This window comes from Pseudomonas sp. WS 5146 (assembly GCF_012985495.1).
Classification (GTDB): Bacteria; Pseudomonadota; Gammaproteobacteria; order Pseudomonadales; family Pseudomonadaceae; genus Aquipseudomonas; species Aquipseudomonas edaphica.
In genome coordinates this window covers 1-19978 of record NZ_JAAQWL010000018.1, presented here as the reverse complement: position 1 = coordinate 19978, position 19978 = coordinate 1, and the positions used below count along the sequence as shown (strand labels likewise).

At 61.7% G+C, this 19978-nt stretch carries 15 protein-coding genes; 12 read left to right on the top strand and 3 right to left on the bottom strand.

What is annotated here, in order from left to right; all coding sequences use genetic code 11:
* Positions 1 to 144 precede the first annotated feature (144 nt).
* Both HBO41_RS28700 and HBO41_RS28695 read left to right on the top strand, forming a co-directional pair.
* Positions 145 to 918 carry a glucose 1-dehydrogenase gene (locus HBO41_RS28700; RefSeq protein WP_099549962.1) on the top strand — a complete coding sequence of 258 codons (774 nt, stop codon included), beginning with the start codon at positions 145 to 147 and terminating at the stop codon, positions 916 to 918.
* Positions 919 to 931: 13 nt separating this feature from the next.
* Positions 932 to 1978, top strand: a complete 1047-nt coding sequence (locus HBO41_RS28695; protein WP_169988668.1) for an L-idonate 5-dehydrogenase — start codon at positions 932 to 934, stop codon at positions 1976 to 1978.
* Between the two features lie 203 nt (positions 1979 to 2181).
* Here HBO41_RS28695 and HBO41_RS28690 read toward each other — a convergent pair whose 3' ends face one another.
* On the bottom strand, positions 2182 to 2976 hold the full coding sequence (locus HBO41_RS28690) for an ABC transporter permease (RefSeq protein WP_017139579.1): 795 nt from the start codon (positions 2974 to 2976) through the stop codon (positions 2182 to 2184).
* Positions 2973 to 3656: an ATP-binding cassette domain-containing protein gene (locus HBO41_RS28685; RefSeq protein ID WP_169988666.1), complete on the bottom strand. Its 684-nt coding sequence runs from the start codon at positions 3654 to 3656 to the stop codon at positions 2973 to 2975. Before HBO41_RS28685 ends, HBO41_RS28690 begins: the two co-directional genes overlap by 4 nt.
* Before the next feature lie 173 nt (positions 3657 to 3829).
* Here HBO41_RS28685 and HBO41_RS28680 point away from each other — a divergent pair, with 173 nt between their 5' ends.
* Positions 3830 to 5035 carry a DUF1835 domain-containing protein gene (locus HBO41_RS28680; protein WP_169988664.1) on the top strand — a complete coding sequence of 402 codons (1206 nt, stop codon included), beginning with the start codon at positions 3830 to 3832 and terminating at the stop codon, positions 5033 to 5035.
* 7 nt (positions 5036 to 5042) lie between these two features.
* Here the strand turns inward: HBO41_RS28680 and HBO41_RS28675 are convergent, their stop codons facing one another.
* Positions 5043 to 5564, bottom strand: coding sequence for a chemotaxis protein CheY (locus tag HBO41_RS28675; protein WP_099549957.1), 522 nt, complete (start codon positions 5562 to 5564; stop codon positions 5043 to 5045).
* A gap of 194 nt (positions 5565 to 5758) precedes the next feature.
* On the opposite strand from HBO41_RS28675, the gene HBO41_RS28670 reads away from it, so the two are divergent.
* From HBO41_RS28670 to HBO41_RS28630, 9 genes are all read left to right on the top strand, one after another.
* Complete coding sequence (locus HBO41_RS28670; RefSeq protein WP_178111066.1) at positions 5759 to 6442, top strand: molecular chaperone; 684 nt, start codon at positions 5759 to 5761, stop codon at positions 6440 to 6442.
* 23 nt (positions 6443 to 6465) lie between these two features.
* Positions 6466 to 7449, top strand: a complete 984-nt coding sequence (locus HBO41_RS28665) for a fimbrial protein (protein WP_026013883.1) — start codon at positions 6466 to 6468, stop codon at positions 7447 to 7449.
* A gap of 59 nt (positions 7450 to 7508) precedes the next feature.
* A complete protein-coding gene (locus HBO41_RS28660) occupies positions 7509 to 10307 on the top strand; it encodes an ATP-binding protein (protein WP_169988705.1) in 2799 nt (932 codons plus the stop codon).
* Positions 10294 to 11487 carry an EAL domain-containing protein gene (locus tag HBO41_RS28655; RefSeq protein WP_017139586.1) on the top strand — a complete coding sequence of 398 codons (1194 nt, stop codon included), beginning with the start codon at positions 10294 to 10296 and terminating at the stop codon, positions 11485 to 11487. The genes HBO41_RS28660 and HBO41_RS28655 overlap by 14 nt, the downstream gene beginning before the upstream one ends.
* Before the next feature lie 82 nt (positions 11488 to 11569).
* Positions 11570 to 14743 (top strand): hybrid sensor histidine kinase/response regulator, encoded by a 3174-nt coding sequence (locus HBO41_RS28650; protein ID WP_017139587.1) that lies wholly within the window; start codon positions 11570 to 11572, stop codon positions 14741 to 14743.
* Positions 14744 to 14766: 23 nt separating this feature from the next.
* The gene (locus tag HBO41_RS28645) at positions 14767 to 15414 is read left to right on the top strand and encodes a response regulator (protein ID WP_099549954.1); all 648 of its coding nucleotides are present in this window, start codon (positions 14767 to 14769) and stop codon (positions 15412 to 15414) included.
* 194 nt (positions 15415 to 15608) lie between these two features.
* Positions 15609 to 16211, top strand: coding sequence for a fimbrial protein (locus HBO41_RS28640; protein WP_017139590.1), 603 nt, complete (start codon positions 15609 to 15611; stop codon positions 16209 to 16211).
* A gap of 75 nt (positions 16212 to 16286) precedes the next feature.
* Positions 16287 to 17027 (top strand): molecular chaperone, encoded by a 741-nt coding sequence (locus HBO41_RS28635; RefSeq protein ID WP_017139591.1) that lies wholly within the window; start codon positions 16287 to 16289, stop codon positions 17025 to 17027.
* 85 nt (positions 17028 to 17112) lie between these two features.
* Complete coding sequence (locus tag HBO41_RS28630; RefSeq protein WP_169988662.1) at positions 17113 to 19623, top strand: fimbria/pilus outer membrane usher protein; 2511 nt, start codon at positions 17113 to 17115, stop codon at positions 19621 to 19623.
* Positions 19624 to 19978 lie beyond the last annotated feature (355 nt).

Sequence of the window (19978 nt, the reverse complement as noted above, 5' to 3'; positions counted from 1 at the left end):
CCCCACGTATCTGCTGCTGGTCGCGCTGATCACGATTATCGGATAGATATTGTTGATCACCCACCTCAAGGTCCATCCCTTTGTCACCCTGGAGTTCATCATGCTGCTGTCGTTGGTAGTGTGAAGCGTTAGGAGAGGTAGCTCATGCAAAGCGTTCTAGACAACTTCCGCCTCGATGGCCGGCTGGCGCTGGTCACCGGCTCCAGTGCCGGTATCGGCCTGGCGATTGCCCGCGGCCTGGCCCAGGCCGGGGCGCAGGTGGTGCTCAACGGGCGCAACCGCAGCACCTTGCGCGATGCGGCGGCGCTGCTGGCGGCCGAAGGGTTGACGGTGCACACCCAGGCGTTTGACGTGACCGACAGCACGGCGATCCAGGCCGCCGTGGCGGACATCGAAGCGCGCCTCGGCCCGCTGGAGATCCTGGTGAACAACGCCGGCATGCAACGGCGTGGGCCGCTGGAGGACTACAGCGAGCAGCACTGGCGCGAGTTGATCAGCACCAATCTGGACAGCGCCTTTCTGGTTGGCCAGGCCGTGGCGCGGGCGATGATCCCGCGCAAGCGCGGGCGCATTATCAATATTTGTTCGGTGCAAAGTGAGCTGGGCCGCCCCGGCATCGCGCCGTATGCGGCCAGCAAAGGCGCGCTGAAGATGCTCACCAAGGGCATGGCCATCGATTGGGGCCCGCATGGGTTGACGGTCAATGGCATCGGCCCCGGTTATTTCAAGACGGAGTTGAACGCCAACCTGGTGGCCAACCCCGAGTTCAGCGACTGGCTGGTGCAACGCACACCGAGTCGCCGCTGGGGCGACGTGGCCGAACTGGCCGGTGCCGCCGTGTTCCTTGCCAGTGACGCTGCCAGCTTCGTCAACGGCCATATTCTGTACGTCGACGGCGGTATCACCGCGTCGCTGTAATCCGGAGAATTGTATGCACGCTATCGTCTGTCACGCCTCCAAAGACCTGCGGGTCGACCCCCAGGACGAACCGCAACCCCTCGCCCCCGATCAACTGCGCGTGCGCATTGCGCGTGGCGGCATCTGCGGTTCGGACCTGCATTACTACCAGCACGGCGGCTTCGGCACCGTGCGCCTGCGCGAGCCGATGGTGCTGGGCCATGAAGTGTCGGCGGTGATCGACGCCGTGGGTGCGGATGCCGGGTTGTTCAAGGTCGGCCAGCGCATCAGCGTATCGCCGTCGCGCCCGTGCGGCGGTTGCCGCTACTGCCATCAAGGGCTGCCGAATCATTGCCTGAATATGCGTTTCTACGGCAGTGCGATGCCGTTTCCGCATATCCAGGGCGCGTTTCGCCAGAGCCTGGTGATCGAGACGCATCAGGCACATCGGCTGGCCGACCACGTGAGCCTGGCCGAAGGTGCGCTGGCCGAGCCGTTGTCGGTGGGTTTACACGCGATTCAACGCGCCGGCGCGGTGTTCGGCAAACGCGTGTTGGTGACCGGTTGCGGCCCGATCGGCAACCTGCTGATTGGCAGTTTGCGGGCTGCCGGGGCGGGTGAAATCGTCGCCGTGGACCTGTCTGCCAGCGCCCTCGCCTGCGCCGAAAAAATGGGCGCCACGCGCACCCACAACATTGCCGACGGCGCGGAGGCACTCAAGCGCTACACCGCCGAAAAGGGCTATTTCGAGGTAATGTTCGAAGTCTCCGGAAGCGCCCAGGCCTTGCGCAATGGCCTGGAATGCATCGCGCCACGGGGTGTGCTGGTGACGGTTGGACTCGGCGGCGATGTGTCGTTGCCATTGAACCTGCTGGTGAGCCGCGAGATCGACTTGCGCGGCACCTTCCGCTTTCACAGCGAGTTTGCCCAGGCGGTGGATTTGCTCAATCGCGGGATCATCGATGTGAAACCGGTGATCTCCCACACCGTGCCGTTTGAACAGGCGGTGCAGGCGTTTGAACTGGCGGCGGACAAGACCCAGGCGATGAAAGTGGTGCTGGATTTTGGTGTGGCTGACTGAGCTTGATTCACCGTTGTGGCGGCCTTCTGGCAGGACGGGGTCCGGTCAAATGTGGGAGCTGGCTTGCCTGCGATTGCATCACCTCCGTGTACCTGATGTACCGAGGTGCCCGTATCGCAGGCAAGCCAGCTCCCACAGAAAAGCGCCATGTGGGTTGAGCAGCGGGCATCAGGTGACGGAACGGCCAGACCAGCACCTGAGGTTCAAGCGCGCTCTTCAAGCCGATCGCGCAAGAACCGATGGCTGTTGGAAAACAACCGACGGTAGGTGAGCAGTACCGCACCTACCGTGCCCAAGGCCGAGGAGGCGGCGATCAGAAACATGATCACGATCTGGTAACGCACCGCGTCCACCGGGCTTTCGCCGGCCAGTACCTGGCCGGTCATCATGCCGGGCAGGCTGACGATGCCGACCACGGTCATCTGGTTCAGCGTCGGGATCATCCCGGCGCGCACGGCCTGGCGGATCGCCTCCTGGGCGGCTTCCCAGCGTGAACCGCCAAGTGCCAGGATCATCTCGATGGTGTTGCGCCCCGAGGTCAGTTCCTGGGTCATGCGCTCAATGCCCAAGGACACGCCGGTGAGGGTATTACCGAGGATCATGCCGAGGATCGGAATCGCATACTGCGGCTCGTACCACGGATGGATACGGATCACCGCAAACAACCCCACCGCCGTGACCAGCCACGAACTGCCCCACACCGACAGAATGCTGTCGACCCGTTGCCCACGGTAAGTGCGGCGCCCACGCCCCGCCGCCGAGAGCCCGGCGATCAGGGTCATCGCACACATCAGCGGCAGCACCACATACCAGTAGGCAAACTCGAACACCCAACCCAGCAGGTAACCGATGGCCAGCAATTGCACCACGGTACGCACGGCCGCCCACAGCAATTGGCGGCCCAGGCCCAGACGCAGCAACAGCGACAGCGCGCCGTTAATGAGGATCAGCGAGGCGGCGATGCCCATGTCCAATGCCGTGAGGTTTTGATAGTTCATGGCTGGGCGGCTCCGCTCAGGACACCGGCGCTCATGTGCAGGTGAATGGCGCTCATGCGCCGGGCCTGGTCGAGGTCGTGGGATACCCAGATATAGGCGCGGGCGTTGTCGGCGGCATACCAGGCGCTGATCAGTGCCTCGACATCGCGCGAGGACGTGGGGTCGAGAGCGGCCGTCGGTTCATCCAGCAACAGCACTTCGGGGTTCAGTTGCAAGGTGCGGATCAGTGACACAACCTGGGATTCACCACCGGACAGGTCGCCGGCGTTTTTGCCCAGGAAGTCCGGGCTTTTACCGGCATGTTCCAGCAGTTTGGTCACCGCTTGCAGGTCGAAGCTGCGCGTGCGCAGTGTCTTGAGGCTGAACGGGAAACGCAGGTTGTCCTCCACCGTGCCCTCCAGCAGCGCCGGGCGTTGCGACAGGTAGCTGATGTGGCTGCGATAGTGGGGAATCTGCGCATTTGCGATCGGCTGGTTGTTCCACAGGATCTGCCCCGACGTGGGCGCATCCAGCAACGCCAGCGCGCGCAGGAACACGCTTTTACCGGAGCCGGAGGAGCCGGTGATGGACACACGGTCGGCGCGTTTCAGGCTGAAATCCGTGGGTTGCAGCAACGCCACTTGGCGCCGCTCGTCCCTGCGCGTGAGGGCGCGGGTTTCGATCAATACGGTGTCGGTCATCAACTCGTACTCGGCTTAACGGCTTGCAATCGACTACTCCACTGCCTATATTTCGTGCCTGGCGCACTCCACGCCACCTTCCGCGGAAAGGGCTGCGCCCAGGATCCTGACTGAATATCACATTTCTACGACTCCCAACCTGAAAGCGGAAAAGGTTTGTGCAAGGAGATCGTATGTCGCAACGCCTCTTATCCTCGACTACCGACGGCCGCCTCAACCTTGAGCAACAGCGCAAGCGCGCCAAGGAACTGTTGCCACGGCTGAAAACCCTCGACCCGCACGCCACCTTGTCCCAGGCCCAATGGCAGGTCGCCAGGCAGCTGGGTTTCAGCAGTTGGCCCAAACTCAAGGCGCATGTCGACGCCATCGACTTCGCCGCCCGCCACCCGGACTTTGCTGCCAGCGATGAAGCCCGCACCACCCACTGGCGCTGTGGCAGTGACATTGCCCACAGCCTGCAACTGGCCGGGTTCAAGGGGCAGTTCCGCATGCTCACCGATCCGTTATGCATGGGGCCGGTGCGCGACCTGCCCAGTGAAGATTTCCGCGCGATGCGCAGTGCCTTTATCAGCCAGGCCTTTGCCCTGGACGCTGCTGAAGTAACCCACCGCGTCAATGATGAATACGACCACCTGCAGGCCCTGGCCAGCGCCGATCACAGCGTGCTGTGGTGCGAAGCGGACGCCTATGATCAGCTGTTTCTGGTCCGCGCGCTGGCCGGTCTTGAGCGCGCGCCGAAAAAGCTCGAGCTGATCGAAGTCGACCGTATTCCGGGTGTCGAACGCTTTATCGGCATCGGCCAGCTGGCGCCCGATGTATTGGCGTGGTTGTGGCCCCAACGACGCTTGATCGATGACGCAGCGGTGCAACTGGCCCGACAGGCCTGGGCGGCTTACTGCGACAGCTCGCCGGTCAAGCTTGCGCAACTGGCTCACGGCAACCACCCGGCCCTGCCCTTTCTAGCCAACGCGTTGTTGCGCCAGTTGCAGGAGTTGCCCGGTATTGAGGATGGCCTGTCACTGACTGAACGCTTGTCGCTGCGCTACATCGCCGAGGCCGGGCCGGTGCCGTTCGGCCGGGTGTTCGCCGAACTGATGGCCAAGCGTGAGCCGCTGCCGTTCCTGGGCGACATGATGTTCCACGCGCTGTTGCGGCCATTGATCGACGGCCCGACCCCCTTGCTGATAGAAACCGCAACCGAGCGCGACTGGCCGCGCCGCGAGTTGGCGCTGACACCATTGGGGCATCGAGTGCTGGGCGGCGAGGCTTATTGGTTGGACCACGCCGGGCATGAGCGCTGGGTCGGTGGTGTGTGCCTCAAGCCTGGCCAACCGCATTGGGCACTGGCCCACGACAGCCTGCCGGTGTGGCGCACCTGAGGCCGGCTCAGCGCTTGGGCGATAAACCGACGGCGCACGCCATCACTGCCGGGTCGCCCAGGTAAACGCTACGCGCAGCCGTCGAGGGTGCAGCGACCCGGCTGTCGACAGCGCGCAACATCGGTCGCTCAACCGTCGGCAGACTATGCAGGGGGTCGACAATCTCCATGCAGCGGCGCAGGGAGTTGAAATCCGGCGACTGCGACAGCGACAGGTGCAAGGTCTGGCTCACCGACACCGACACCACCGAGCTCTGTGCGCATTGCCCGTCGTAGATCAGCGTATGGCGAATCAATGGGTTGTCATGGCAGTACTTCAACAGGTTGACCTGCCGCGAACGCACCAGCGCCGTATTGATGATCAACAGGTCGAATGCCACGCAACCGGAGCGCGTCAACGCCTGCAATTCGTCGAACGAACTCAAGGGGGCGATGCGGTGGTAGCCCAGCTGGTTGAGCATTTTCTCCAGCTTGATCCGCTGCAGCAGGTCTGCATCGGCAATCAGAAGGCGTAAGGCTTTATTGGACATAGGGTAAACCTGACAGTTGGGCATCAGCGTCGATCATTCAACGTCGAACACGGTAACTGTCGGGGCTCGAACATGCCTTTAAGGCGATTCTGAAACGGGCACTGCACGCTTTTAAGAATCGCCTCAAAGCCCTCGCACTCACCCGCCCCTACCATGGCTGCGTTCCCACACGTTGCCATGGAATTTTTGTGTTCATGTTTTTACTCAGAATGATGCTGCTGGCCGGCGGGCTGCTGGTGCTCGCGCCACCGCCAGCCAGCGCGGCGCTGAAGATCGAAGGCACACGCCTGATTTATTACGGCCAGGACAAGGCCGCCGGCATCAGCGTGGTCAACCCGGCCTCACAGCAAGTGGTGGTGCAAACCTGGATCACCAGCGAGGACGAATCAGCCGACAGCCCCGTGCCGTTTGCTGCCACCGAGCCGTTGGTGCAATTGGGCGCCGGCGAGCATCACAGGCTGCGCATCCTGTATGCCGGTGAAGGCCTGCCCGCCGATCGCGAATCGCTGTTCTGGCTCAATATCATGGAGATTCCGCTCAAATCCGCCGACCCCAACAGCGTGCAGTTTGCGATACGCCAACGGCTCAAGCTGTTCTATCGGCCACCGGCGCTCAAGGGTGGCTCGGCCGAGGCGCTGCAGCAGTTGGTGTGGAGCCGCGATGATCACAGCGTCATCGCCCACAACCCAAGCGCATTCCACCTGTCGTTGATCAATGTGCAGACGGACACCCAGCAGCTCAGCGACTACCTGCTGCTCAAACCCCTTGAGAGCAAGCGCCTGAGTACAGCGACTGCTTTACCTACAGGATCCACCCTTCACTTCACCGACATCAACGATATCGGTTTGCAGGCCCGCCATAGCGCGGTGCTCAAGTGATCAATCGCGGGAAACTTGCATTTATGTCTCTCACCAAACGTTTACTGCCCCTTCTACTGTGCGGCTGCGCGGCCCTTCCTGCCACAAGCTATGCACTGTCGTGCGTGGAAGATGGCAGCGGCGCCTATGTCGATATCAACCCGCTTGGCACCTCATTGGCGGTTGCGGCTGATGCACCGGACGGTACGATCATCTGGGAGTCGGGCCCACGCTCCACGAATGTGTTGTGCAAGGACGACCGCAACCACGGCCGCGAAGAAGTGTATTTCTACGTCAACCCGGCCAACGTCAGCATCGGCCAAGGCATCCGCGTAGGCATCCGCTACAACAACGCACCCATCACCCAAAGCACCGGTAAGGTCGGCACCGGTTTTTACTCGGACCGCGGTTGCAACTGGTCCAATTGCACAGGCTGGGACAAAGCGCGCTTTACCCTGAACTTCAGTGTATTCATCGAAAAATACGGCAAGACACCGCCCAGCGGTCAAGCCAGCACCCTGGCTCAATATCGCGTGTTCCAACTCGACGGCGTACGCGGGCTCAACACCAACCCCAACAGCAACCTCAACTACATCGTCACCGGCATGAACGACATCCGCTTCGTGCCCTGCGCGCCCGAACTGACCATTACCCCCAGTGTCGTCAACTTCCCCACCCCATCACGCAAGGCGCAGGTCGGCGCCGTGGCCAGCACCGCGAACTTCAACCTCAGCCTGCGCAAAGTCTGTGACACGCCCTACACCGTCAATGCACGCTTCGCCACCACCCCGGGTGGCGGCAGTGTCATCAACGGCTTGCTGGTGCCGGCCAACAACAGCTCGGTGGGCATCTCATTGTCTCGCGCCGACAGCGATCAGCGCCTGCCCTTCAATGACTGGTTTACGTTGCAGACACTGATGGGCTCCGGCCAGGCACGCAATGATTTTCGCGCCGACCTGAGCTGGCGCACCCTGCCGATTCCGGGGGCTTTCGAAGCCGCAGTGGTGGTGGACATGTTTTACAAGTAGCCGACGACTTTAAGGATCGTCTTATGCCGTTGGCATTGATATGCCACTACTCTGCGCCGATGCGATTGAAAAGTTACCTGCTCCAGATCAACCCCGTCCTCTCCCGACCCGAAGCAGCCAGAAGGCTGCTTCGTATTTTTGCGAGCGTGCTGCTCGTGGGCATCCTGAGCGGGGTCTATACCTTTCTGCTGTCGACCTTCAACAACGACATCTCCCAGCGCCGCGGCTACATGAGCAGCGCCATCGCCGAAGCCCATACTTTTTTCACCAACCGCGAGGCGCTGCTGCAAAGCCTGAGCCTGTCGGCGGTGCGCAAACAGTCCAGGCTCTACCCCTCCTCCGAGGAAGAACAACACCTGGAACTGGGCAACACACCCGGCAACCAGTGGAGCATCTGGCTGACCGCACGCATGCGCGACTACCTCAAGGCCAAGCAGCTCAACCTGCTGTATGTGAACGCCGGCCCCAGCCCACAGGTGACGCGGCTGTACGACGCCACCGCGCAGGTACTGCCGATTTCCAAGTGCATGCTCAACCGCCTCAAGGCCCTGCAGCACATCGACCCGGCCACACTTAACGAGTTGTGGCTGAGCGACAACACCGAAGGCCATTCGCACCTCTACATTTTCATCCGCCTCGACGAGCGCGACCCTGAGTCCGGCTGGCTGGGCCTGGAGATGGAAAGTCGTGAAGTGTCTTCAACCCTCAGCGACCAAAGTGCCGGTGAGTTCATGATGCTCAACTCCCAGGGCATGTTGGTGTTTACCAACAGCACCGACACCCAGCTCAAGCAACAACATTTGCGGCCCGGCGAAGAAAGCTTTTTCGGCTTTGTCGGCAACGGTTTGCTGCCCGACCACCTGGTGATTCGCAAGCACTTGAAGTCTTCGGAATGGCAACTGATGTATTCCATCGACCTGCGCGCGGTGGTCACCGGCCTGTGGAAACAGCTGCTCGGCTCGCTGCTGTTCTGCCTGATGAGCCTCACGCTGATCTGGCTGGTGATGCGCCGCGTCGACCAGCGTTTCATTATTCCGTCGATCCATCGCATCCAGGCGTTGATCGAAAGCGAAGCCTTTGGCCGCGATGTGATTCAGATCGCGCCCGTGGCCCTTTGCGTGCTGCGCCGCACCGACGGCCAGGTGGTGCTGGAAAACACCCTGGCCCAGCAATGGTTGGGCAACGGCCCGGAGCGCGAGGCACTGCGGGCCGGCTGGATCGAGCAAGCCTTCGCCCAAGGCCCATGCGAACGCAGTGATTACTTTGAAACCATCGACGGCCGCCACCTGTACCTGAGCAGTGCCCCCACCCGCTATAAAGGCGAGGACGTGCTGTTTTGCGCGTTCAGCGATATCAGTGCGCGCAAGCAAGTCGAAGCAGCGCTGGAAGAAGCACGCCACTCGGCGGACGCTGCCAACGCCGCCAAGACCCTGTTCCTGGCAACCATGAGCCATGAAATCCGCACGCCGCTGTATGGCGTGCTCGGCACCCTCGAATTGCTGGCGCGCACGCAACTGGATGCCCAGCAAAGGGACTACCTGCACGCCATCGAAGGCTCGTCGTCGACCTTGTTGCAGTTGATCTGCGATGTGCTCGATGTGTCGAAGATCGAAGCCGGGCAGCTGGCGCTGGAAATGAGCGAGTTTTCACCGCTGGATCTGGTCCACGAAATCATTCAGGGCTATGCCGCAGCCGCCCAAGGCAAGGGCTTGCAGTTGTATGCCTGCTTCGACCCGAAGCTGCCCGAAAGGTTGATCGGCGACGTGACGCGCATTCGCCAGATTCTGAATAACCTGCTCAATAATGCGGTGAAGTTCACCGACTACGGCCGCGTGGTATTGCGGGTAAAGGTACTGGGCCGTGACGGTGAACGCTCCAGCCTGTTGTGGCAGGTCTCGGACACCGGCAAAGGCATCGCCCAGGAAGACCAGGCGATGATTTTCGAGCCGTTCTACCAGAGTGAAGGCAACACCAATGTGGTGGCCGGCACCGGCCTGGGCCTGCCGATCTGTCAGCGCCTGACCGAGTTGATGAACGGCAACATCCGCATGGTCAGCGAACTGGGCCTGGGCAGCAGTTTCAGCCTGATCCTGCCGCTGGAAGAAGCGCCGACCACGCCGATGACCGCGCTGTTGGCCGAGACCATCTACGTGGCGTCGCCGATCCCGGAACTGGCCAACTCCGTCAGCGGCTGGCTGCGCCGCTGGGGCGCCAGGGCCCAGGCCGGCCTGCCGACATTGCCGGATACGCATCTGCTGCTGCAAGTGCACCCCGGCAGCGTCGACCCGCTGCTGGCGCCCGAATGGCCGGGGCCGGTGATTCACGTGAGCAGTAATGCCTGCACCGCCGTGGAAGCCGAGGCCGGCGCCTGGCACGTCAATCTCAACCACCTGGGTGCGATTCATCAGGCCGTGAGCCAGGCGCAAGGGCTGTGGGTGGCCCGTGCCGATGAGCAAACACGCCAGCGCGACCTGAACAAACTCAACCTGCACTTGCTGGTAGCCGAGGACAACATCATCAACCAGCTGATTTTGCGTGACCAACTCGAAGAACTCGGCTGCACCGTGGAGCTGGCGGCCGATGGTCAGGAAGCGTTGCAGCTGTACACCGCCGGTAGCTTCGACGTGGTGTTGACGGACGTGAACATGCCCCACATCAACGGCTATGAACTGGCACGCGAACTGCGCCGCCAAGGCTGCCCGTTGCCGATTATCGGGGCCACCGCCAACGCCATGCGCGGCGAGGCCGACCTGTGCCTGGCCGCCGGCATGAACCATTGCCTGGTCAAACCCTTTGCGTTGCGGGCTCTATTCAACTCCCTGGCGCCTTATGCACGGATCACCCATGAAGCCCCTTAGTATTTTGATTGTTGAGGACCATCCCCTGCAGCACATCTACCTGCAGCACTTGCTCAGTGAGTTGGGGGATTTCAGGCTGGAAACCGCCGAGGACGGCAAAGAAGCGCTGGAGCGTTTACGCCAGCGCGATTTCGACCTGGTACTGACCGACCTGCTGATGCCCGGCATGGACGGCGTGCAATTTATCCAGTGCCTGGCCAACTTGCGCAGCAAGCCGGCCCTGGCGATCATGAGCGCCGCCTCGCGGCGCATGCTGATGGCAGCCAGCCTGGTGGCGAAAAACCTCGATGTGGAAGTGATCGGGCTGATCTCCAAGCCCGTTAACGCCGAGGCCTTACGCAATCTGGTCGATCAGCTCAGGAACACGGTGCGCAAGCCCTCCCCCGAACTGCCCGAGCACATGGACATCGACCGCCATACGCTGGTGCAGGCCATGAGCAGCGGCCAGTTGCAGGCCTGGTTCCAACCGAAAAAGTCCCTCGCCAACGGGCGTATCGTCGCCGCCGAAGCCCTGGTGCGCTGGATGCACCCCGAGCAAGGCGTGATGCTGCCGGCCGCGTTCCTGCCGGCGATCAAGGCCTTCGAGCTGGAAGAACGGCTGTTGTGGCTGGTACTCAAACAGGCGATTCACGCCCAGGAGCAGTGGCGCCAACGCGGCTATGAAATCCCGGTGGCGATCAACCTGCCCACCCACCTGCTCAACAGCCATGACCTGGCGGACCGCCTGCTGGAGTTTGTGCTGCACCACGACGGCATTCCCGGAATGATCTGCTTCGAGTTGATGGAATGCTCGGTGCCACAGGACATCAGCAACTTCTACGCCGGGGCCTGCCGCTTGCGCATCAAAGGCTTCGGCTTGTCCCAGGATGATTTTGGCAAGGGCTACAGCTCATACCTCAACCTCGTCTCAACGCCGTTTACCGAACTGAAGATCGACCAGGCATTGGTGCAGGGCAGCCATGACAACGAAGGCATCGCCCAGGCGCTGGCGAGCATCATCGCGCTGGGCCGCAAGCTCGGCCTGACAGTGGTCGCCGAAGGTGTGGAAACGCCAGCGCAATTGGCGCTGCTGCGCAAAATCGACTGCAATCAGGTGCAGGGTTTCCTGATCTCCCACGCGGTGTCTTCGGACCAATTTCAGCAACTACTGAACAATGATGGCCCCGCGACATCTCACTAGCTGGAGGCCCCGGATTATTTGCCCTTTATAAAGCGCAAGCTCCATCCAGTGCCGATTTGTCCTGCGCCTGCGGAAACCCCTGATGAAGCACAACAACGCGATACTCGAAGCCTTTACCCGCAGCTCCGTACGCTTGAACAAAGGCCTGATGGTGCTGATTGGAATCGCGTTGCTGCTGCTCCTCACCAACTACTGGTCATTGCAACGCGGGATCGAAACCCGTTATGGCGCAACGCGCTTTCATTTTGCCCGGCTAATGGAAAACCTCAGCGAGCAGCAAACCTATCTCAAGAGCTTGACGCACCCAGGCATCCAGGCCGAATTGCTGCGGGCAACCAGCGTGCAGGTCAGCCTCAAGAGCCGAATGGTCGAGAACCGCCGCACGTTATATGAAGGCCAGAAGTACTCGTTTTCGGTACCGTTCGACGTCAAGTTCGATGAGCAGCAGGTCGGCGTAGCTGCCCGGCCACCGATTTTTGCCCTGGGCGCACACCTGACCAGCTACTACAGCGCCTTCTGGTCTTCGTCACCGTACGAGGCACCGCAAACTTTTCTGTTCAATCGCCAGACCCACTACACCATCACCATTCCCTCCGTGGGCTATCAGCGTCGCGAAAGCACTGAAGAGACCGGCAACCAGGTGGCGCTGGTCAATGCTGTGCAGCAAAGCCTTGCGCAGACGCCACAGGTACTGGAGCAGGATTGGGTGTACTGGAAAGCAGGGCCGGAGCCCGAGCACTTGCTGGCCTACATTGGCCTGTCACTCGACGGCCAGGGCCAGACGGTGATCGGCACCCTGCTCGACCTGTCGCAGGTCGACGATGTGCAGCGCGCGCTGGATCACTCCGCGTTTGATCGCTTCACCTTGTTTGCGCCCGACGGCACCCGTTTGGTAGGGCCAGCCACCGAGCCGTCGCTCAGCAATGGCGTGCACTTCACGGCACATGGCTTTGAATTCAAGATTACCCAGGCTGGCGACCGGCCCTGGAGCGCAGTCTATGGCCTGAACTACTCGCACTTCTTCCACTCGGCCTTATGGCCATTGAGCACCCTGGCGCTGCTGCTGGTCAGCCTGATAACCCTGGGCTGGGCCGGCAGCCGCTGGTACCGGCGCCAGGTGATCAGTCCGGCGCGCCTGGCCCACGAACGCATCGCCGAAAGCGTGGCGTTCAGCCGCGTGATCATCGACACCGCGCCCACCGGCTTGTGCGTGGTGCGGCGCAGCGACGGCAAGGTGCTGATCGAAAACCAGCGCGCCCAGCAGTGGCCGGGCACCGCACGTCTGGTGGCGGCCATGGCCGGTCAACACGACGGCGTCGAGAACGGCGAAAGCCACTTGGAGATCGAAGGCCGGCACCTGCAAATCGGCTTCGTGTCGACCCGTTATCAGGCCGAGGACGTGCGCCTGTATGCCTTCAACGACATCACCCGGCACATCGAAGACGCCCAGGCGCTGGAAGAGGCACGTCACGCCGCCGATACCGCCAACGAGGCCAAGACGTTGTTCCTGGCGACCATGAGCCATGAGATCCGCACGCCGTTGTATGGCGTGCTCGGCACCCTGGAATTGCTCGGCCTGACCGATCTGGATCCGCATCAGAAGACTTACCTGCACACCATTCAACGTTCGTCCGCCACGCTGTTCCAGCTGATCAGCGATGTGCTGGATGTGTCGAAGATCGAGTCCGGGCAAATGGCAATAGAAGCCGTGGACTTCTGCCCGCTGGACATGCTCGAAGACACCTTGCATACCTACGCCGCTTTCGCCCAGCGCAAGGGTCTGCAACTCTACAGTTGCATTGACCCGCAGTTACCGGACTGCCTGATGGGCGACCCGATGCGCATTCGCCAGATCCTCAATAACCTGGTGAGCAATGCGATCAAGTTCACCGACATCGGGCGCGTGGTGATTCGTGCCCGGGTGATGGCGCTGGACGCCGAGCATGTCGACCTGGAATGGCAAGTCACCGACTCCGGCGTCGGCATTCCCGAAGCGCAGCAGGCCAAGCTGTTCGACCTGTTTTACCAGGCGCCGGACACCGCCAGCGAAGGCGGCGCCGGGCTGGGACTGCCCATTTGCCGCTGGCTGGCGCAGATGATGGACGGTGAGATCCGGGTGGTCAGCGAGCCGGGGCTGGGCAGCAGCTTTACCCTGAAAATGCGCCTGCCGCTGTGCTGCGGCACGCTGACCAACCTGCCGCTGATCGAACCCAGCCCGACGCCGGTGTACGTGCAGGCGCCGGTGCGCGAACTGGCGCAGTCGATGAGTGACTGGCTCAATCGGCTAGGCATCGCAGCGGCCTTGGCGGCGACCACCCAGGAAAAAGACAGCCGCCACGCGGTGCTGGTGGACCTGCTGCCCAGCGAGCCCGCCAAGCCATGGGGCGGCCAACGCGTGCTGTGCCTGCCGGGCGCACACAGCCCGCCGCTGCACACGGCGCAAGGTTGGGTGGTCGACCTGCACGATGTGCGCAGCATCGCCAGCACCGTGTCCCTGGCGCAGCACGGCAAGCATGAGCAACCCGCAGCGGCCCGGCCACAAAGCATCGGGCAGTTGGGGTTGCGCATCCTGGTGGCCGAGGACAACCCGGTCAACCAGGCGATCATCAAGGAACAGCTCGAAGCGCTCGGCTGTTCGGTGAGCCTGGCCGCCAACGGCGAGCAGGCGCTGCAACAGTGGCAACCCCAGGCGTTTGACCTGGTGCTGACCGACGTGAATATGCCGTTGATGAATGGCTATGAACTGGCCAGGACCTTGCGTGAGCATGACCCGCACCTGCCGATTATCGGCGTGACCGCCAACGCCATGCGCGAGGAAGGCGTGCGCTGCCTGGCGGTGGGCATGAACGCCTGGATCGTCAAGCCGTTAAGCCTGCAAACCCTGCGCGGGCAGTTGATCAAGCTGTGCAAGGTCAAGCCGGCGCCGGAGCCTGCCACTGCGTCCTGCGACGACAGCGTGCAGCTGTCGGACAAGATGCGCCCGTTGTTCATCAGCAGCGTGCAGCAGGACTTGCAGCGTATCGATACCGCCCTGACGCAACGTGATGCCCACGGCCTGGGCCAATTGCTGCATTCGGTCGCCGGCGCCCTGGGCGCAGTCCAGGCGCTGAACCTGGCCCAAGCGTGCATCGAACTGGAAAGCGCACTTAACCGCGGCAGCCTCGACACGGCACTTGAACTCAAGGTGAAGGCGGTGATGCAGCGTCTGTCGGCCGTTCTGGAAACTCTCCAGCCCGGGCACTCTTCACTCACTTGAACTGGCACTACGGACGGCCCTTTATGAAAAAATTCAACGTGGTAATCGCGGACGATCACCCGATCGTATTGCTGGGTGTTCGCGAGTTGGTAGAGCGCGACACACGCTTCCAGGTGGTCGGCGAGGCCGTGTGCTCGGCCGGCCTGATCGCGCTGTTGCAGCACCAGGGCGCCGACATTGTGATCACCGACTACAACATGCCGGGCGACTCGCCCTACGGCGACGGCCTCAAATTGGTGGAGTACCTCAAGCGGCATTTTCCGCAGGTGCAGATCTTGATCCTGACGATGATTTCCAACCACCTGATCCTCACCCGCCTGCAAGAGCTGGGTGTGGTCGGCATCATCCAGAAAAGCCAGTTGCACACCGAGATTCAATTGGCGCTCAAGGCGATCGCCCAGCAGAGCGCCTATCGCAGCCTGGAACCGCCAAAAACCTCGGTGATCGAGACCCTTACGGCTATTGACGAGCGCTTTACCAGTTTGTCGCCCAAAGAGTTCGAGATCCTGCGCTTATTTATTTCCGGCATGAGCGTCAGTGATATTGCGCGCAGCCAGAACCGCAGTTCAAAGACCATCAGCGCGCAAAAGATCTCGGCCATGCGCAAACTTGAAGTGAGCAGTGACCAGGACCTGCTCGCTTATTGCCTGGCACGTAACATTTTCAACTAACCCACAACTAGCAAGCCATTTAAAACAATGGCTTCGCCCTTTATTTGCTGAGTATTCACACGCCCTTGCACCGCTCTAAACCGTCCGTTTCCTGACTTATAAGAATCGTCTTATTCGCTCGCTTGCCCTCGCCGCTTATTCTCCTCTCGCAGTTCAACAACAGCATTTTCCAACTAACACTAACGGACATCATCATGAAGAAGTTTTCCCTGGCTGTTATCGCCTCGGCCATTATCGCCGCTTCCGGCAGTGCATTTGCCGTCGACCCGGCACCGACGCCGACCCTGGGCGGCAGCGGTAAAATCACCTTCACCGGCGTGATCAACAACGATGCCTGCTCGGTCGACGGCGCCAACTCCGACCGCACCATTTCGGTGGACATGGGCAACGTGTCGATCAAGGACATGGGCACCGCCGAAAACCCAACCGCAGGCCGTGTCACCGCCAAAGACTTCAACCTGAACGTCAATTGCAACCAGGGCACCAAAGTCGCAATGATCTTTGACGCCAACAACGGCGGTTCGGGCCTGGTCACCGGCAAAAAAGTCCTGGCCCTGAACCCGGGTTCGGCCACTGCACAAAACGTCGGTATCGCCCTGCTCGACAGCAAAGGCAGCCTGATCGACCTCAGCTCTTCCAGCACCGCGCGCATCGAAAGCACCATGCACGGCGCCGGCACTACTGGCGGCGACGCCACCCTGAGCTTCGCGGCCGCCTACGTCACCACCGCAGCCGCCGGTTCGTCCACCGCCGGTCGCGGTGATGCCACCCTGCCGTTCATCCTGCAATACGAATAACTCGGCGCCCCAGGCACCGAACGCGCGAGGCCCTGCGGCCTCGCCATTGTCTTTTGATTACACCGGATAACCCTCATGCCGCCTCGTTCTATCGCCGCATGCTTGGGGCTACTGGGCTTGCTTATGGCTGCCCAGGCCGCCGCCAGCATTTCATTGAATGCCACCCGCATCGTGTTTGATGGCGACCACAAGGAAGCCAATATCACCGTGCGCAACGGCAACCAGGATGTGTTGATTCAATCCTGGGTCGACATGAACGATGCCAGCGCCAGTCGCGCACCGTTTGCCGTCACCCCGCCATTGGCGCGGGTATTCGCCAAGGAACAACAATTGCTGCGCATTCTGTACGAAGGCAAAGGCATGCCCACGGACCGCGAGTCGGTGGTGTGGCTCAACGTGCAGGAAATCCCCAAGGCCAGCGCCGCCGAGAACACCTTGCAGTTGGCCATCCGCCAGCGCATCAAGATTTTTTACCGCCCTGCCGGCCTTACCGGCAGCGCGCTGCAAGCGCCTGCGCAACTTGAATGGACACTGGCCAAACACGGCGGCCAGACCCTGCTGCAGGTGAAAAACCCGACGCTGTATCACGTGTCCATGGCCGACATCAAAGTACAGTCGGTGCTGGCCAGCGACTCCACCATGATTGCGCCTGGCGAGCAAAAACAGTTCCCGATCGCAGCAGCCATCGCCAACGGCCCGGTGCAGCTGTCGTTTTCCAGCATCAATGACTATGGCGCGCAAAACCACTACAGCGCGCCCCTGTCGAGCGGCGCTGCGCTACCTGCACACGCGACTGAATCGCGCCTCAAACCCTAAGTAGCTTCTCTAACCCACAGGCTCACTTCGCGTGCGTGTTTGCGTGCCCGGCTGTCCGTCAATCAGGGATGTCATAGGTCTTCGCATGTCTTTTCTTTCCAGCAACAGGCCCGCACGTGGCGTACTGAAGTTGAAGACGCTGTCGCTCGCGATGGCTGCCAGCCTGCCGACCTGGGCGGTGGCCGATGACGCAGCGCAAAGCTTCAATACTACGTTCCTGCAGGGCTCGCAGTCGCCTGTCGATTTGCAGCAACTACTCTCAGCCAACAGCGTGCTGCCGGGCAATTACCGGGTCGACCTGTACAGCAACGAAGTGCTGGTGGGCCGGCGTGATATCGACTTCAAGCGCAACCCGAAAAACGGCCGGGTCGAAGCCTGCCTGACCCTCGACCTGCTCAAGCAATTGGGCGTCGACATGGGCCGATTGCAGGCCGAAGGCAAACTCGACCCGCAACAACCGCAAGAGTGTTATGCCCTCGCGGACATGATCGAAGACGCCAGCGTGCGTTACGACAGCAGCCGCCTGCGCCTGTTGGCAAGTATTCCGCAAGTGGCCATGCAGCGCGGCTTGCGCGGGTATGTCGACCCAGAGTTGTGGGACGACGGCGTGCCGGCCGCGTTCATCAACTACCAGCTCAACAGCAGCCGCACCGCCGGCGACTATAAAACCCGCATCGCCAATAACCTCGGGCTGCGCAACGGCATCAACCTGGGCGCCTGGCGCCTGCGCAACGAATCGAACATGAGCAGCGGCACCGACCGCTCGAACACCTTCACCAGCAACCGCACCTACGTGCAGCACGACGTGACCGCGATCAAGGGCCAGTTCAGCGCCGGCGAGATTTTCTCCGACACCGACCTGTTCGACAGTGTGCGCTATCGCGGCCTCAAACTGGCCTCCGATGACGGCATGCGTGCCGACAGCGAACGCGGCTATGCGCCGGTGATCCGTGGCGTGGCGCAGACCAACGCGACCGTAGAGATCCGCCAGAACGACTACATCCTCTACACCGCCAACGTTGCGCCCGGCCCGTTCGAGATCAACGACATCTACCCCAGCGGCTCCAACGGCGACTTGCAAATCACCGTGATCGAAGCCGACGGCAGCCGGCGGGTGACGATGCAGGCATTTTCCAGTTTGCCGATCATGGTGCGTGAAGGCCAGGTCAAGTACAGCCTCTCGGCGGGCACGTTCAAAAGCAATGCCGACGGACTGGGCAGCCCGCGTTTTCTGAGCGGCACGCTGGCGTATGGCTTGACCAGTAACCTCAGCGGCATCGTCGGCCTGCAAGCCAGCGAGGACTACAGCGCGCTGTCGATCGGCGCTGGCAGGAACACTGCGTTCGGCGCCTTCTCCCTGGATACCACGCACTCGTCCAGCAAAGCGCGCGGGCAAACCCATCAGGGCAGCAGCGTGCGGGCGTTGTACGCGAAGACCTTTGCCGGCACCGACACCAACTTCACCCTGGCCGCCTACCGTTACTCCACCGAGGGCTACCGCACCCTCACCGACCACGTGGAAGACAACAGTGAAGACGTGCGCGTGCGCACCGGCCACTCGAAAACCCGTACCGACCTGACCATCAACCAGAGCCTGGGGCGTAACAGCCAGTTCGGCAGCCTGTACGTCAATGCCAGTGACCAGCGCTACTGGAACCGTGGCGGTTCGCGCAGTTTGTCCGCCGGCTACACCGGCAATTGGGGCGACCTGAGCTACAACCTTGGCGTGACGCGCACCCAGCAGATCGTCACCTATGGTGAGCCCAGCAGCGACACCCAAGTGAACCTGTCCGTCTCATTCCCACTGGGCAGCCAGGCCCGTGCGCCGCGAGCCTTTGTCACTACCAGCCATCAGCGCGGCGACACCACCACGCAAGCGGGTATCAACGGTTACGTCGCCGATACCAGTGACACCTTCTATTCGGTGCAGGCGGGCCATAGCGATACCAGCGGCGACTCCGGCTCGGTGAATATCAACAGCCGCACCTCTATGGCGGATGTGAGCCTGGGTTACAGCCAGGGCCAGGGCTATAACTCGCAGAACCTCAACCTCGCTGGCTCCGTGGTTGCCCACGCAGGCGGCATCAACCTGGGGCAGACCGTCAGCGAAACCTTCGCCCTGGCTGAAGTGCCGGGTATCTCGGGGGCTAAAATCGGCAGCTACAGCGGCGTCGAGACCGGCTACAACGGCTATGCGGTGATCCCCACGGCGCAACCTTACCGGGTGAACTGGATCAGCCTGGACACCCGCGACCTGGGCGGCGATGTGGAGATCACCAACGCCACCCAGCAACTGGTGCCGCGCCGTGGCGCTATCGTGGTGGCGCGTTACAGCGGCACCACCGGGCGACGGGTGTTGTTCGAGTTGTTTGATGCGCAGCACAAGCCGTTGTCGTTCGGGGCTTCGCTGGAGGACTCGGCGGGTAAGCAACTGGCGATTGCGGACCCGAATGGGAATGCACTGGCGTTGGTGGAGCAGGACCAGGGAACGCTGGTCATCAAGTGGGGCGAGCAGCGCTGCAGTGCAAGCTATGCGCTACCGCCGCAAAACAAGGCGCTGAACTATGAGCGGCAGGCGTTGGTGTGTGGGCCTTGAGGGGTGGTGGCTCGTCTGCTTTTCTGTGGGAGCTGGCTTGCCTGCGATGCAGACACCTCGGTGTGTCAGGTACACCGAGTTGATGCCATCGCAGGCAAGCCAGCTCCCACCTTTGACCGAGTATGGCTCTGTTGTTGCTGTTGCTGTTGCTCCGGCCCTTACATCCTTTTCGATGACGAAGTCAGCGGTCTTTTGATCTGCGCTTTTGATCTTGATCTGAAATCGCCCCGTCAAACACGATGGCCCGAATCTGACAGTGATTTGGGGGGTAAACCGGCAGGGACGCCGGTTTAGCCGCGCTGGGCCAAGGATGGCCCATCGCGGCGGCCCCCCAAATCACCGGCGGATTCCGGGC